This is a genomic window from Streptomyces sp. NPDC030245 (assembly GCF_055572995.1).
Window position 1 is genome coordinate 494,684 of the sequence record NZ_JBVICF010000001.1, and the last position, 15,255, is coordinate 509,938.

General features: G+C 59.1%; 13 protein-coding genes. 12 read left to right on the forward strand and 1 reads right to left on the reverse strand.

Translation table 11 applies throughout. The features are described 5' to 3' along the window. The first annotated feature begins 5 nt into the window (after window positions 1–5). The 12 genes from ACZ4Z4_RS02200 (at window position 6) to ACZ4Z4_RS02255 (ending at window position 14,782) form a co-directional block, all read left to right on the forward strand. Window positions 6–1,415 carry an acylneuraminate cytidylyltransferase family protein gene (locus ACZ4Z4_RS02200; RefSeq protein ID WP_468320969.1) on the forward strand — a complete coding sequence of 470 codons (1,410 nt, stop codon included), beginning with the start codon at window positions 6–8 and terminating at the stop codon, window positions 1,413–1,415. Between the two features lie 7 nt (window positions 1,416–1,422). Next, window positions 1,423–3,069, forward strand: a complete 1,647-nt coding sequence (locus ACZ4Z4_RS02205; RefSeq protein WP_468320972.1) for a thiamine pyrophosphate-binding protein — start codon at window positions 1,423–1,425, stop codon at window positions 3,067–3,069. Window positions 3,070–3,174: 105 nt separating this feature from the next. Beyond that, complete coding sequence (locus ACZ4Z4_RS02210; protein WP_468320975.1) at window positions 3,175–4,257, forward strand: hypothetical protein; 1,083 nt, start codon at window positions 3,175–3,177, stop codon at window positions 4,255–4,257. A 170-nt stretch (window positions 4,258–4,427) separates the two neighbouring features. Next, window positions 4,428–4,943 carry a 2'-5' RNA ligase family protein gene (locus ACZ4Z4_RS02215; protein ID WP_468320978.1) on the forward strand — a complete coding sequence of 172 codons (516 nt, stop codon included), beginning with the start codon at window positions 4,428–4,430 and terminating at the stop codon, window positions 4,941–4,943. A gap of 344 nt (window positions 4,944–5,287) precedes the next feature. Continuing rightward, a complete protein-coding gene (locus ACZ4Z4_RS02220) occupies window positions 5,288–5,872 on the forward strand; it encodes a hypothetical protein (RefSeq protein WP_468320981.1) in 585 nt (194 codons plus the stop codon). Between the two features lie 327 nt (window positions 5,873–6,199). Continuing rightward, window positions 6,200–6,937, forward strand: a complete 738-nt coding sequence (locus ACZ4Z4_RS02225; protein WP_468320983.1) for an HAD family hydrolase — start codon at window positions 6,200–6,202, stop codon at window positions 6,935–6,937. 45 nt (window positions 6,938–6,982) lie between these two features. Continuing rightward, window positions 6,983–8,638, forward strand: coding sequence for an AMP-binding protein (locus ACZ4Z4_RS02230; RefSeq protein WP_468320986.1), 1,656 nt, complete (start codon window positions 6,983–6,985; stop codon window positions 8,636–8,638). A gap of 59 nt (window positions 8,639–8,697) precedes the next feature. After that, window positions 8,698–9,738 (forward strand): thioesterase domain-containing protein, encoded by a 1,041-nt coding sequence (locus ACZ4Z4_RS02235; RefSeq protein WP_468320989.1) that lies wholly within the window; start codon window positions 8,698–8,700, stop codon window positions 9,736–9,738. A gap of 38 nt (window positions 9,739–9,776) precedes the next feature. Next, window positions 9,777–10,013, forward strand: a complete 237-nt coding sequence (locus tag ACZ4Z4_RS02240) for an acyl carrier protein (RefSeq protein ID WP_468320991.1) — start codon at window positions 9,777–9,779, stop codon at window positions 10,011–10,013. A gap of 331 nt (window positions 10,014–10,344) precedes the next feature. Beyond that, window positions 10,345–11,514, forward strand: a complete 1,170-nt coding sequence (locus tag ACZ4Z4_RS02245; RefSeq protein WP_468320994.1) for an ATP-grasp domain-containing protein — start codon at window positions 10,345–10,347, stop codon at window positions 11,512–11,514. A gap of 692 nt (window positions 11,515–12,206) precedes the next feature. Then, on the forward strand, window positions 12,207–13,382 hold the full coding sequence (locus ACZ4Z4_RS02250; RefSeq protein ID WP_468320997.1) for an MFS transporter: 1,176 nt from the start codon (window positions 12,207–12,209) through the stop codon (window positions 13,380–13,382). 149 nt (window positions 13,383–13,531) lie between these two features. Next, window positions 13,532–14,782: an aminotransferase class I/II-fold pyridoxal phosphate-dependent enzyme gene (locus tag ACZ4Z4_RS02255; protein WP_468321000.1), complete on the forward strand. Its 1,251-nt coding sequence runs from the start codon at window positions 13,532–13,534 to the stop codon at window positions 14,780–14,782. Window positions 14,783–14,941: 159 nt separating this feature from the next. Here ACZ4Z4_RS02255 and ACZ4Z4_RS02260 read toward each other — a convergent pair whose 3' ends face one another. After that, the gene (locus ACZ4Z4_RS02260) at window positions 14,942–15,184 is read right to left on the reverse strand and encodes an SNF2-related protein (protein WP_468322072.1); all 243 of its coding nucleotides are present in this window, start codon (window positions 15,182–15,184) and stop codon (window positions 14,942–14,944) included. Between the last annotated feature and the right edge of the window lie 71 nt (window positions 15,185–15,255).

Genomic DNA, 15,255 nt, shown 5'->3' on the forward strand with positions numbered 1-15,255 from the left:
TTCGAATGAGTGTCGTAGCTGTGGTACCGGCTCGGGGCGGGTCTAAAGGCATCCACCGCAAGAACCTCAGGCTGCTGAACGGCCTTCCTTTGGTTGTTCACGCCATTCGTCACGCCCAACGAGCGCGACTCATAGACCGAGTCATTGTATCCACCGAGGACGAGGAAATCGCTGATGTGGCCCGGAAAGCTGGCGCAGAAGTTCCGTTTCTCCGCCCGGCTGATCTGGCCACTGATGACGCCGTGGACCTCGGCGTCTTCGAGCATGTGCTGCACTACCTGAAGAATACAGAAGGCGAGATTCCTGAGCTTCTGGTGCAGGTGCGAGCTACATCTCCGGTCCGACGGCCTGTCTTCTTGGACCTTTCGGTCCGCCGCATGCTGGAGCGGCCGGAGGCTGACTCGCTGCGCTCCGTCTCCACCTCGGCCCAGACTCCCTACAAAATGTGGCATTACACCGAGGGCAGCCTGATCGATCCCGTCATGCGGCACGAAGAGGTGCCTGACTGGTTCGACATGCCTCGGCAGGCCCTTCCGCCGGCTTTCGTCCAGGACGGGCTCGTCGACGTCGTCCGATCACGAACCGTTCTAGGTCTCAAAACGATGGCGGGTGAGAAACTGCTGGGGCTCTTCCATGCGGAACCGGCGATCGATGTCGATGACTTCGAGGCGCTGACCCGGGCGGGTGCATCGTCCCTCTGGGACGAGCCCGTGCCAGCTCTTCGGGGCGACAACCTCTTCGTCATGCGAGGAAAAGCTGGGCCTGAGGCAGTCGGCGCCGCCGGCCTACCGGCCCTTGAGGAGGTCAGTGTGGACATACGCGATGTTACTGAGATGGGCACCCAAATCCAGGTCTCGGTCGAGGACGAGTTGGTTCTCCGCTGCGAGATCGACAGTCGGTTGAGTGACAGCACCCTGCAGGATCTAGCCGCCCTGGCCAAAAAGGCTAAAGCGAGACGCGTCCTGTTGCCGATCTGGGATGCCGGGGACCCCCATCGCGTTGCCTTGGCCAGGCGGAAGGAACTCCGTCGGATCGCGGATTACCTGGCTGGCCAAGGTGTTGAGCCGTGCCTTGATTGGGACCTGCGGCCGCAGATGCTTTACGAGGTCCTCGGGATCATCGGTCACGCCTCGATCAATGTAACCGCCTGTGTTGAGAGCAATGGGTCTCTGGATCTCGACGACCTCGACGATTTGGAACTGCTAGCCCATCGCATCGGCACTTTGTATGTGCCGGTTATGGAGTCTGAACCCGCTGCATGGACCTCGCAGATGTTGCTGATCATGAAACGGCTTTCAGATGGTCACTTCCAGGGCGACCTTGTGATGGCAGCTCCACGCGAGAGAGCAAATGGAGTCAGAAATCGGGCGAGTCGCCCCGGGCCGGTATTGGCCGCTTCGGGTGCATCGGGATAGGGGAATCATGGGTGAGAATCATACGGGCGCTAGCCTGCTAGCGGCGGCTGTCAAAGATGCTGAAGCGCCAGTCTTTGGTATGGTGGGTGGCCACAATCTGGTCATCTTCTCGGAGCTGCAGAAGGCAGGCGTCACCTTCTATCAGGGACGACACGAGCAGGGCGCAGGCTTCATGGCGGAGGGCTATGGTCGGCTCACTGGCACCCCGCCGGTGCTGCTGACAACGGCCGGACCGGGCATCACCAATGTGGTGACACCCATCGCCCAGGCGTACACCGAATCGGTTCCGATGGTCGTGCTCGCTGTCGACAACTATGCGTCGACTATCGCCACACCCATGGGTCGTTTTCACGGTATTCCGGAACTGCGGAGCATCCTTTCGCCGATCAGTACCTGGTTGGGGACCGCGGACTCCCCCGAAGAGCTCTACCGGCTTGCTCATTTGGCACTACACCCTGCTGAGCACGACCGCCCGATGCCGCGTGTAATCCATGTGCCGAGCGACATGCTGACAGCGGCTGCCGCCGAGATCGCCGTGTCGGGCAACGAACAGGCTGCAACTTCTAACATGTCACTCGATGGTGACGTGGATCGGCTACTCGGGCTGCTGACACGAGCCAAACGGCCCGTGATCTTGGCTGGTGCGGGGAGTGTTCGCGCTCAGGCGGCGCGACAGGTGCAGGACCTTGCGGTGCGCCTGAACGCGCCTGTCGTCACCACCGTCCAGGCCCGTGGTCTCATTCCTGACGACCACTTCCTCGCGGCGGGCACCATTTGGGATCGCTACGCGTCGCTGGACGACCTGGCGGCGGAGGCAGATCTCGCCCTGTGCCTGGGAACCAGCCTCTCCCCCCTGTCAACCAGGGACGGGTCTCTCCCGCTTAAGAACATCTTCCAGGTAGACCTCGCGGAGCCGCTGCGGGCAACCACGTATGAAAGTCGGCAGGTAGCTCGTCAGGACGTCAAACGCTTTGTGGAGCGCCTGCTGGAGCGCCTGCCCGATGATCGGAAGGAGCAGGACAACGGCGAGAGCTTCGCTCGCAAGGTCAAACAGGCTTCCCAGGACCGGTGGGGCCGGCTGACGGAGCGTTCTCCAATCGTGGCCGGTCTGCTACAAGGGATTCGGGAGGCTTCCCCGCGGGAGACAGTCTTCTCCTGCGACATGACGATGTTCGGGTACTGGGCGCAACGGTTCCTTGCGGTACACACGCCCGGCGGTCTGCTCTCTCCGTACTACTACGGCACACTGGGATACGGCGTCCCTGCGGCCATCGGTGCGGCGATTGCCAAACCGGGGCAACCAGTAGTGGCGTTGTGCGGTGACGGCGGGGCCCTGATGAACTTTCAGGAGTTCGCCGCGGCCCAGCGCTTCGGTGTTCCGGTACACGCGGTGGTCTTCAACGACAGCGCTTTCGGTGCTGTGCGCGCCGATGTGCGACGACAGGGAGCTGGCGACGTCGACGTCGTGGATCTTTGGAACCCAAGTTTCGCCGAACTCGCGAATGCCTATCGCCTGGACTATGAGCAGACTGGGCCTCAGGGGGCTGACGTGTGCACCGCGCTGTCGAAGCAGATCAAGAAGAACGTCCCAAGTCTTCTCGAAGTCAAGATCACCGACGAGATTCCCATCTTCTACGAAGTCGACTTGAGGTAGTCAGTGCGTGCGGCCCAAACTCTCACAGCGCTAGCTACTGTCAGGCATCCCGGCGCTGTTCATTGCCTGTTCGGGGCGATTCACCTGACCACCGAGGCCCGGTGGGTGGTGGCGGCGCCCAGGAGACTGCAGGGCTTCGTCGTCGAGCACTACTCAGACCTTCTCAAGACGAGGGACATCGAGATAGTTGACGCCGACGACCAGGCCGCAGGTTCGTTGCGGGAGCGGGCTGCGAGGTTACTAGATGCCGTGCAGCCGAACCTTCTCGTCCGCACGACACCCACCGTCGGAGAAGGGATCGATGAGCACCTGGTCCGGACAGACCGCGAACTTGGTCGCCACACCCCGGCCCTCGTGCTACAGGACTGGCAAGGCATCGGCCGGCACCTTTCGATTGGCCGACCTACCGAATCGTACCGAGTCCTGACGGTGGACGAACGCGCTGCGTCAATGGTGCGCGCAAGGTGCGGAGTTGATGCTGACGCGGTGGGCTGGCTGGCGCACTCTAGATTCCTTCGTGGCCTGCCGTATGCGGAGGCCCGACGTTACGGCCGACGGCTGTTGGGGCTGACCGAAGAGACCATCCAGGTTCTGTTCATTGGATCGGCCGCCGAGGTGGAGGTGGAGCGCGAGCTCAGTTTGGTGGAATCGATCGCGCGGGAAGTACGGACGCTCGTCAAGTCCGTGCCTGTTACCTACAGTTACCGGCCGCACCCGCGACGGGGGGCCGCAGAGCAGGATGAACTGTCAAACGGCGTGTCAGCGTTGCTGGAACCGCTCCCAGCCGTCGACATGGCCCGGCTAAGCTACCGGGAGACCTTGGCATCCGTCGACGTCATGGTGTCCGCCGCCTCGGTAATGAATCTTGAAGCGCTTGCCTACTTCGGTGTGGGCAAAGACCGCCGGCTCCGGGTCCCGTTGAGCGTCTACCAAGACCCGGATAGGCCAGGCCTGTTCCCCGGCGACTGGTCCACTGCCAAGCCTTCAACGCACGTATCCGGAAACGGCTCGGTGCTGGTGCGCCCAGGCAATCCTCCCCCTGCACTTGAGGAGCTCGTGCGGGATCCTGCAATGTCTAAGCACCGCGCTCGTGAGATAAGTCAGTACCTCCCAGACCCACAGGGAGAAGCTTTCCGGTCGAGCATGCGATCCGCACTACAAGAAGAGACAGTTAGTAAGGATCCCTAGCCTAGATTCGCAACCCTGATATCTAGCATATTGATAGGCGGGCCGACCCGGCAATTATTACCCGCCATTACATCCGGGCGAGCGAATGACCCCGTCAGCAATCTAAGCAATTATTCCTGTAACGTTCGATGCATCAAGCCGTATACAAACTCACGAAAGGCTGCGTTTCCATGTTCTCTCTAGAGATGTTCCTTGAGCCCTCCGCGGATAGTCAGATTCGCGCTCTTTGGCAGGAGCTCACAGAAAGGAGCATCGCTACCCTGCCCGAGGTATGGGCGCGTCCGCACATCACCCTCGCCATCTGTCCCACGCTGGACGGGATTGATCACGAGGCTCTAGGGGCCATCTGTCAACGAAAGCCCCAGAACATTCGGATATCGACCTACGGACAATTTCTCGGCGCCCCCAACGTTCTCCAACTCGGATTGACACCGACGCGTGAACTGATGGCCCTTCACGGATCTGTTCATAAGGTCCTCGGAAGCACGAATACAAAGTGCGACCCGCTGTACGTCCCCGACGTGTGGATTCCGCACTGCACCATTTCGATGGGCATGGAGGCAGAGGACCTGGGGGCATTGCGCACTACCCTGCAGAACCTGAAGCCCATCATCTGCCGCATCACCGAGATCGCCTGGGTGGACAATAAGGCTGGCCGGGAGCTTTCTGTAACCTCCCCCTTCTAGACTGACAACTCACCATGTCCGCCAATGAGGCCCTGGCCGGAGCTTGGCCTAAATTGTGCAGGATTCAGCCGGCGACAGAAATTAAATTCTGCCCCCGCGAGGGAAGCTCGCTACTGAGCGTGCACTCGTTCGTAATTGGCGGACATGCAGGCAGACATCATGTCCGCGGCGGCAGGTGCGGCGGGCGTACCCGTGCACCTTGTTAATTTAGTAAGCTACTCAGCCTCCGCCAGCATGCTGAATAGGGCTCGTATACATCGAACGGAGAAGACATGGGTGACACTCGATCACATGACGTTCTATTGGTGCTCTCGCGCCATGAGCTGCCGGGTGGGAATGCCACGATGGACGGACTTTCCAGCGTTATGAAGGCTGTGGGATGCCGGGAACTACACCTACTGCACGTCAAAGAATTCCAGACGCCCTCGTACATATGGCCGCTTCTTCTTGAGTTCAGGCTTCCCGACGAAGGAGACGAGGAAAAGAAGACCGAGCGAGCGCATGAACTACGCTGCCAGCTCCTCGAGCAGTGTGCCTGGCTGAACCATACTGACCTCAAGTTCCTGTGGCTCACGCAAACAGGGTTCGGTGAGGAGCACGACGGAGCAACTCTCATCACCAGTCTGTACTCCTGGCAGCCCGACAGTTCCGCTGAAGAGCGCGACAGGCAGATGTGGATTCACTTCAACATGGAGCGAGACGAGCCCGATTACACGGCCGTCCACTTCAATACAACTAAGGGTGCCGAACACTTCGATAATAGAGAGTTCGACTTCGCCTTCCAGTCGTATGTAGATGACCCGGATGGGCTGCAGCGAATCTACTCCAGGGAGCGTCTCGAAATGATGCGGGAACACTCGAAGGGGTTCCTGGACATCGATACTCGACGGCTCGGTTTCGGTACGGTTCAGATAGTTAGGCTTCCATAGCCATTGGGCCTCGTGACATTCACCGTTTGATCGACGGTGTGCTGTCAGTTCTGCGGTCGTGGATCCCGCCGGGTCGGCAGGTAGCAGGGTTCGAATACAGCTCAAGGGCGGGTGCTCGCGTTTGAGGGTACCCGGCCCCTCGAACGCGTGGTGCACTCGCTCGCCGTCGCGGTATCGAAAATGTGCATTTAAGAGAGCGTGACGAGGAAACGCATCGACTGCGTGTGCTCCAGCAGGTCACATCCACCTCCAGGACCCCTTGAAGAAGCCCCCGGGTGATCGGATAAAGACCTGCCTCCCACCTCTAGCGTTAGTTAGGAGAAAGTAATGACCTTCACCGCTGCGTCTGCCTGCGGCCCTGAGGGGCCGCTTCGCGCTCCCGCCGCACTTCGTCAGGAGCCTGTTGTAAAGACGGTTCTTTTCGACTTCTCAGGAACGCTTTTCCAGATCGATTCCTATGCTGCACGGATTCGGTCCGCGATGAAGCGGAACCTCGATGAGAACGAGATGGAAAAGTTGCTCGACGGGCTCGAATCCGGGCTATCCGATCCGGAAGTCGTCGCAGCCCAGCGCGGTCGGGACGTTTCTGCGCAGGCTCATCGTCATGCGTTCACCACGTGGTACAGCTCGGTACCGGAGCTAGCCCCGTATGCCGATGCGCTCTATGGCCAATTGAAGGACCCAGCCCACTGGCTCCCTTATAGCGATGTCGAGGCGACACTGACCTGGCTCCACCGGGCCGGCTTGCGCCTTGGAGTGGTGAGCGATGTGGGTTGGGATCTACGTCCTACCTTCGCCCATCACGGCCTCGACCATTTCTTCTCCGCGTGGGTTCACTCATATGAGCATGACACAGAGAAGCCTGATCCCCAGCTGTTTTACCACGCGTGCCGGGAAGTGGGTGCTAATCCGGATGAAGCTCTCATGGTGGGTGATCACCCAGCCAAAGATGGGGGAGCCGCTGCCGCAGGACTGAGGGCCTACGTCCTGCCAGCAGGTGCGGCACCCGGTGCATACAGAGGCCTGGACGCAGTGCGCCGGCTCGTTAGCCTCGGGCTTTCATGAGGCGGGCGGTCCAGCCTGGGACTGACGATAGCTTCGTAATGACGGATGGGTGTACGCACTACATGGCAAGACGAGCCGCGGCCACACCCAGACTTCCCTCAGGGGGACAAAATCCTGAAATGGAACAAGGATGGGCCGAATGACGTGCATGGAAAACTCTGTCACCACACCTTAGGTGATCTAGATTCCGCAACTATACAGAGCTCCATTGTATTCCCATTCCTGAGAGTCGCTTCTGCGCGTCCCGACCGAATAGCCGTTCGGTATTCCACAGGCATCTATACTTACGGCGCACTTGCGAGGCGAGCATCTGCTATCACCAACCGCCTCGCAGAACTGGGAACGGGGCCAGGCAGCAGGGTGGCTCTGGTTGCTAGTAGGAGTGCCAACTTAGTTGTGGGAGCAATAGGCTCCCTGATGGCCGGCGCAACATTAGTCATTATTGATTCATCCTATCCAAGGCGGCGCATCAATGGTCTAGTGGAGTCGTGCAATCCTTCTGTGATTATAACTGCGGACAGTGCATACAAGTCCGCCACGGGAATACCGACTTTTTCGACTGAAGCCGTCACGGAAGAGCGATATGCCAATAGTGGGGCCATCGCAGACCGCATATCCCCGCTTGCCTACCTGGGGCCAACCTCTGGAACAACGGGTGCACCTAAGCTGGTAAAAGGGACCCACAGTGCAGTCAGGCACTTCCTGAGCTGGTACTCACAACTGTTTGAACTCACCGAGGACTGCCGGTTCGCGATGCTTTCGGGCATATCGCATGATCCACTGTGGAGGGACATATTTTTGCCCTTGTCTGTAGGTGGAGCGTTATATATACCCAGTGTCAGAACATGGGCTCGCACGGAGTTGCTGATCGATTTCCTGGCCGAGCACGCGGTTACTGACCTGAACGTGACGCCAGGAATGGCCCGACGACTCCTCAAATCTGAATTGGGATCACTCCCTGCTGTGCGTAGAGTAGTTCTTAGCGGAGAAGCAACCTACTGGGAAGATGTGCGGGGCTTTACTGAGGCTGCACCACGAGCACAATTCATAGCAGCTTACGGGGCGACAGAAACGCCACAAATAGCCGCCCTCAACGTTCTGCGGAGCGACGATATTACAGCTAGGACTGGGCTAGTCCCAATTGGGCAGGCATCTCCAGGGTTCGAGCTGGAACTAGTCACACCGAGTGGCAGCGCTGTGGAAGATAAGGCGATAGGTGAGATCGCAATTCGGTCACGATATGTGGCCCCCGGATACTTCGGCCGCAACTCGACTAGTTTGCGTGCGCTCGGGGGCCTATGGGAATTCTCTACCGGCGATCTAGCTCACCGTCTTCCGGCGGGGGACTTGATGTTTCAAGGGCGAACAGATCGACGCATCAAGATACGAGGGGTGCGGGTCGAAGCAGGCGAGATTGAAGCGTGCATCCGCGCACTTCCTGATGTATCCGACGCAGCAGTCTCCATTGTAGGGTCTTCTTCCCCTTTCGCCGAAAGGGAGGAAAAGCTCATCGCCTTCGTCTCAACGATGGATCCCAGCAAAATAACTGGCCAGCAAGTAAGGCGGCATCTTGCCGGTTCGCTTCCCATCGCAGCTCTCCCGGATGATGTTGCCATACTCCCTATGTTCCCCATGAATGCGAATGGAAAGATTGACCTGCCGGCAATGGTCGACAACTACCAGCAGGGCGAAAGTCGCTAACCCCATGTCGGAGCCACTCCAGATGGAACAGGCCGTAAAGTAGTTAGGACTACTGAATAATGTCAATCGAATTCGACATTGCTGCCAAGTCTGCCCGACTTGGGATTGAGCGTACTCTGACGTCAATCTCGGCCGAGATAGTCGGTCGATCCGACATCGGAATACACGACTCGCTCTTCGATAAGGGGCTGACGAGATCGGATGTCGTACGGCTGCAGAGGCGAATCAAGCAGTATTTCGGTTTCGACATCACTGAGCATGCCATCTACGATTCTCCCACTATCTTCGGACTCTCGCTGGTATTGAGGGGGGATCCGAGTCCAGGTAGGGAACTGACGTTGATCCAACTAAGGGCTAGTGATAGCCCGAGCGCGCTGATCTGCTTCCATCCCGTCGGAGGTGGGGCAGCTCGGTATGCACATTTGGCACGGGAGGTAGATGGTATCAATGTGTACGCTGTACAGTCCGTGGGCTTGAACCACACCAGCGAACCAGACCGCACAATTGAACAGATGGCGGAGCGCTACTTCGAGGAAATCAAGCGCGCCGGCCTCGAAAGCAAGCGGCTCGTGCTTATGGGATTCTCGATGGGTGGAGTACTCGCCGTTGAGGTCGCTAAGCGTATGCAAGCAGTATGGGGCCTCTGCCCACCTGTCGTGGTGGTCGACGGGAAGCCCAGTTATTCTGGTTCGAAAGGCATCGATGTCGACTTCAGGGTGTTCGTGCGACAGGTTCTCTTGCTGGACCTAGATGTGGAGCCTGCCCCAGCAGGAGATCTACATGACGCACTAGACAATGTCTACGAAATCGCAGTGGACGAGGGGTTCCTGCCGCAGTCATTTCCTCGGGAACTGCTACATCGGATCCTGGAAGTTTTCCGAACAAATGTAGAGGCCTGTGCAGGATATAGCGGCAGTCATTTTCCGGGGGAGGTTTTTCTATTCCGGTGTACGAAAGATTCAGAAGCTTTGGATGATCTCGGTTGGGCCGATTATGCAGATGGGGTGCATAGGTTCGCCCTACAGGCTGACCACTTTTCCGCTCTTGAACCACAGCACGTGAGCGAAATCGCAGGAAATCTGGCACAGCTCTTCCGTTGATCCACCGTAATAGCGATCGTGGTACTGAAGGAGAACAGATGGCTACCGACCAAGCAGACGTTGTGCGCGAAGTCTGGAATGAACTGCTCGATGTTGGAGCCGAAAGCGACCCGCAAGCCGACTTTTTTTCCCTTGGGGGGACGTCTCTGCTTGCGATGGCATTCATTCAAGAAATCGAGAGTCGACTCCTCATTGAGTTCCCTGCCGAGATTCTCTACTCGGGTGCCACGCTAAAGCAGGTGATTGATATCTGCGAAGAGCGTTCTCTAGCTTGAGAGATGTGTCAATAAGTGCCGATTAGTCAGCGTTAGCGAATCAACCTTCTTGGCGAAGGGGACTGCATCCGGCCCATGGTAGGCCAATCATCTTCCTTCGGTCCGAGAAAAGGACGTATCCCGACGGTAGGTTCGGTATGCGAGGCGTGACAGGTTCACAAGGGCTTCGGGAAGGAATCCGGGCTTAAGGAAACGGCGACACGCTGAGTGCCCATACCCAGAATCCCTCAAGAGGAGCGCTGAGCAGTTGATTGACAAACGGACCATTGTGGTATGTAAGTGGCAATCAGAGATCGCACGTACGCTCCTGAATTGTGGCGCTGACGTCTATATGGTGCTCGATCGCTACGATATGTTGAATGAGAGTCCAGATCAAGGATTACTGAATCGCTGCCTCGGCGTATATCACGTGGGTAGCTTCGACTCTCTAGAGGAATTGTCGGGTGTTGCCGTCGACATCCGGATGCGTGGTCGAGATGTCGATCTGGTGATCGGCCATGGCGAGATGTGTCAGCTCGGAGTGGGGTACCTCGGCGTGCTCCTGGGGACGGTATCCGACCCGCTTGTTCCCCCCTCGCACCGGGACAAACGCTTGATGAAGCAGCGAGTGAGGGCGTTGGGCGTTCCGGTGACCAACTTCATGTCGCTGCCGGACGGAAGCGATAGAGAAGCAGCCGCGATGGTGGCAGAGACTCTCTCTATGCCTGTGATTGTTAAGCCGGCGGCCGGTTACGGCTCAATGAGCACGGTGCGAGTCACGGACGCGGCGGAACTGATTTCGGTGACTTCGGAATTCACCTACGAGCCACTTCTGCGTTCCAAGCAGCTGATTGTCGAAGAGTTCGTGACTGGTAGCGAGCTGTGTGTGGACGCAATTTGGTCAGGAGGGGAGCCACTGACGTTCGTCCTGCACGAGTACCATACGCCTCGCCTCGCCGTCGCCGAGGACGACGATGCACCGAGCATGGACGGCTCGCGTGTACTTGCAGCCGAGGAACACCCTGACCTGGTGAGCCAAGCACTTGAGATCCACAGCCGGATCAACGACGTGCTAGGCATCCGAGAAGGCGCCACACATATGGAGCTATTCGTGCGTCCCGATGGTGAGGTGGTGTTCTCGGAGATCGCCACACGGGTCGGCGGAGGTTGGATCCCCGACATGCTCACAGCCCACCTTGGTCATTCCATTTGGGGCCTGGTGGGCCACGCGGCTGCCACAGGTACGTGCCCGCCCCTGAAGAGTGAGCATGGCTACATCGCCGGTGTGCATCTAAGGCCGACGAGGCCAGGTGTTATCACCTCTCTCCCCGCCGACGAAGAATTTGCTGCCTTCCCTGGGGTGATCAGTTGGCGTTGCTCGCGGCAGGTTGGTGACCGAGTCCGGCTCAGTCACCCGTCAGAGTGGTGCCTATTCGTCGTTTTTGGGGCTGAAACCCCTGAAGAATTGGAAGAACTACGGGTGCGTGTAGCCCGGAGATTCCAGATCGAGACGGCAGGTTAGACCGTCCATCGGTGAACACCGGACGACAGGATGGTCACGCTCCCGTGTGGGATCTGAGCCCTGTTTAACCATGATCGCGACCCGGTCACGCCGTCGAACTTCGGGTGCGACTCGACGCTCTTCTGATCATCTAGGCAGCCGTGAAAGCCAAGATAAACGCTTTCTTGGGATTGCTCTTGCCAGAAGTTCTACTCCTCTGCGATGCACCAGCCGATGACATTCTCTGGAGGACTTCTCTGTGTCCGTCTCCTCGTCCAGCTGCCACTTATGTGTGCCTGCTTATGGCCGGCGGACAGCCGTGACTGTCCTTGCTCGCGTTCTGAACACTCGCGAAACTTTCCGACCCTAGGAGGAGCCATGTCAGTCCATTACACCGTCATCCTCCGCTTGACAAATCTGGTTGCCGATCACGACGGTCCCTCTAAGGGCGAGCGGACTCTCCGGGCGAGCGATGTGCTCCCGAGAGCCGTCGCCCCGCGGCTCGACGTGGCCACGTCTACCGAGATCGTATCCATTACCGAGGAATGCCGCAGGGCGCTGGGTAGGGCGACCTCTTTCGTCGCGTTTGCGATCGAGCCGCTGGTAACCAGGGCGCCCAGTGCTCAATTCCTGGTGTCGGGCGTGTGACCGGCATGGGTCTGTTGAGCAGCTACACAGTGCCATCCCGGGACGGGCGGATTTTCGCTGCGACCGTGGGCCTCTTCTCGGCGGGCAACGGTCTCTATATGGCAGGCGGGACCTTCTTCTTCGTCAGAGGCATCGGACTGAGCGCTGCACAGGTGGGCGCCGGGCTGACCATCGCTGGGCTGATCGGCTTTCTTGCCACGGTGCCAGTGAGCATGTTAGCTAGCCAGCTAGGCATATTGCGCACCCTGCGGCTACTACACATTTGGAGGGCTAGCGGGTTTGCCGCGCTTACCTTTGCAGACAATGTGGTGTCCTTCACTCTTTTCGCCGCGATGCTCGCGATGGCCCAAGGGCCAAGCTCCCCGCTGAATCAGGTGGTGGTCGGCACCATTGCGGGGGAGCAAGACCGGACGCGGACATTCGCTGTTATGCGAACGGTTTCCAATGCAGGTATGTCTATAGGGGCCCTGATGGCCGCGCCGTTCTTGACTGTGGACAGCGACTGGGCGTTCAGGATACTGCTTTTGGTGAACACCCTGGTCTACCTCGGTGCTGCCCTGCTTCTGGGTCGCCTAAAGGTTGAGATCAGCACGCCGGAGGCGAAGCGGGCACCCTGGCGGGGAGGTCTACTGGCCGTACTCCGCGACCGCCCATATGCCGCGCTGACGGTGGCAAACGGCGTACTGTTCCTGCACACCGTGATTCTGTCAGTCGGGCTGCCTTTATGGGTCGTGGAGTCGACGGATGCACCAGCCGGGCTCCTAAGTGCATTGATCGCGGTCAACACTGTGCTGGCTATCGCCCTTCAGGTTCACTTCACCAAGCGGGTCGACTCCACTGCGACTGGCGCACGGGCGCTGCGGTTCGCAGGATGGGCGCTGACGGCGACTTGTTTAGTCCTGGCCCTGACGACCCGGACCAACGGCTATGTCTCTGTGGCCCTGCTGGTGTTCGCCACCGTCCTGCTGACCGGCGGCGAGCTGTGGCAGGCGGCCGGCGGCTGGGAACTGTCGTACGAGCATGCAACAGAGAACAGTCGGGCCGAGTACCTGGCCGTGTTCAGTCTGGGTGGCTCGGCAGCAGGCATTGTCGGCCCCGCCCTACTCGCTGTGACGGTAAGTCATGGCGCCGTTGGAATGTGTTCACTGGCCGTGCTGTTCCTTTTGACTTCTGCAGCCATCAAGGCGATCGGACTCCGGTTGGAGCAAACGGTCACTGAGGCCGACACAGCGTCCGCGTGATCACCCACACAACCTGTCCGCACTGCCCCACGAAATCGACACTCTTTCCCATCAGCGGCAGCGGCAGCGGCAGCAGCAGCAGCAGCAGCAGCAGCTAGAAAGGATCATGGTTTGTGAGGCTTTCCCGAGTAGGCTATGAAATGGCTAGTATGTCCGGCCTGCGAGGCATCATGGAGGACATCGCGACCTCTATGGGCGCCGCAACAGAAAGACCGTGGCTTAACCTGGGAATCGGAAATCCGGCGGCGATCCCCGAGGTTGGCGATACTTGGAAGAAGACGACGGCAAGGGCGCTCGCCGACTCCTTCGAGGATGTAAGTTGTCGATACGGACCCTCTCGGGGTTTACCCCTGCTCGTCGATGCCATCGTCGACTACTTCAATCGACGATACAACTGGGGAATCGGACCACGAAATGTCGTCGTGGGGCCAGGAAGCCAGATGCTCTGCTTTATCGCCGCAGCATTATTTACTGGTCCAGGGGGTGATCGTGACACGCGCTTGGTTCTCCCGTTGGTCCCGGACTACACCGGTTACCAGGGCCTCAATATGACGCCGGGAGGGATCGTCGGCATCGAACCGCTGTTGCAGACAGCAGGCGACGGACGCTCGTTCAGTTACCTCTTTGACCTAGCTGCCCTCGAGCGTCAGGCGAACGTTGGGCTGATGTTGCTGTCAAGTCCAAGCAATCCAGCCGGGCGCTGCGCTTCCCCTGCCGAGATCTGGAGCCTGGTCACAGCCGCTGAGGGGCATGACGTGCCACTCGTGATCGACAATGCCTACGGTGCGCCGTTTCCCCGCATCGGAAATTCGATCACGGCCCCGGTTTGGCATGATCGCGTCGTCAACTGCTTCTCTCTTTCTAAGGCAGGTCTGCCAGGAGAGCGTCTTGGTTTCGCGATCGCAGATGAGAGATACATCGATCCGATCGTCTCCTTTCTTGCTAACTCCGCCCTGCATTCGCCCCAGCTAGTACAGTCTGCGCTTGCACGCGCACTGGCCTCCGGCACCCTTGATGCCCTGGTGGAGTCGGTGATCCACCCGTTCTACGCTCATCGCCGGAAGTTCGTAGAGTCCTTGTTCCGGGAGAGTATTTCGGAGAGCATCTCCTGGCGGTTGTATGCCAGCGAAGGGGGAATGTTCTTCTGGGTCTGGGTGGACGAGGAGTGGTTCGACGATATGCTGCTGTATCAAGAGCTCAAGGAGCGTGGGGTTTTCATCGTGCCAGGGCGTCACTTTTTTACAGATCTCGACAGCAAGAGTTTGGGCCGGCATCCGCAGCAGTGCTTCCGCGTCAGCATCACCCCCGATGCGGCCACGCTGGCCGCCGGTATCGAGATGATCGGGCAGGCGCTGAGTGATATGCAGGTCGGGAATACCCGTGTGCACGCGCGTCCGTGATGGCATGGGGCGCTTCTCTATTTGCTTACCGGGAGGCGCCGAGGCAAACCGGTGGACGTGTTTACGCTCATCCGCGTAACCTATGGCACTGAACAATTCACTGCGCTACTGAACTATGCACTGAACTGTTTCGTGCGCGACTGAACTCTTCAGTGCTATTCAACAGGTCGGCACGGTCGGAGCGAACCGGTGGGCTTCGCGTTCCCAGGTGATGACGACGGAAGCCGGGCAGATGATCAGGGTCGGTCCCGTGGCGCCGGTGGTGGTTTCCCTGCGGTGCAGGTGCAGAGCGAGAGCGGTCAGCGTTTTGCCCAGGACCATGTCGTCGGCGAGCAGCGCACCGAAGCCCGCGTCGGTGGTGTTCGCCAGCCAGGCCTGGCCAAGTTGTTGGTAGTCGCGCAGGGTTGCCTACAGCGTTTCCGGCTCAGGGACGGGTGTGGTGCGCGAGTTCGGTGCGCAGGAGTCCACGAGGT

Excerpts from the sequence above, each read along its gene's own strand:
- ACZ4Z4_RS02200 (WP_468320969.1), top strand. The coding sequence starts at position 6 with ATGAGTGTCGTAGCTGTGGTACCGGCTCGGGGCGGGTCTAAAGGCATC.
- ACZ4Z4_RS02205 (WP_468320972.1), top strand. The coding sequence starts at position 1,423 with ATGGGTGAGAATCATACGGGCGCTAGCCTGCTAGCGGCGGCTGTCAAA.
- ACZ4Z4_RS02215 (WP_468320978.1), top strand. The coding sequence starts at position 4,428 with ATGTTCTCTCTAGAGATGTTCCTTGAGCCCTCCGCGGATAGTCAGATT.
- ACZ4Z4_RS02220 (WP_468320981.1), top strand. The coding sequence starts at position 5,288 with ATGGACGGACTTTCCAGCGTTATGAAGGCTGTGGGATGCCGGGAACTA.
- ACZ4Z4_RS02225 (WP_468320983.1), top strand. The coding sequence starts at position 6,200 with ATGACCTTCACCGCTGCGTCTGCCTGCGGCCCTGAGGGGCCGCTTCGC.
- ACZ4Z4_RS02230 (WP_468320986.1), top strand. The coding sequence starts at position 6,983 with ATGGGTGTACGCACTACATGGCAAGACGAGCCGCGGCCACACCCAGAC.
- ACZ4Z4_RS02235 (WP_468320989.1), top strand. The coding sequence starts at position 8,698 with ATGTCAATCGAATTCGACATTGCTGCCAAGTCTGCCCGACTTGGGATT.
- ACZ4Z4_RS02240 (WP_468320991.1), top strand. The coding sequence starts at position 9,777 with ATGGCTACCGACCAAGCAGACGTTGTGCGCGAAGTCTGGAATGAACTG.
- ACZ4Z4_RS02245 (WP_468320994.1), top strand. The coding sequence starts at position 10,345 with ATGGTGCTCGATCGCTACGATATGTTGAATGAGAGTCCAGATCAAGGA.
- ACZ4Z4_RS02255 (WP_468321000.1), top strand. The coding sequence starts at position 13,532 with ATGTCCGGCCTGCGAGGCATCATGGAGGACATCGCGACCTCTATGGGC.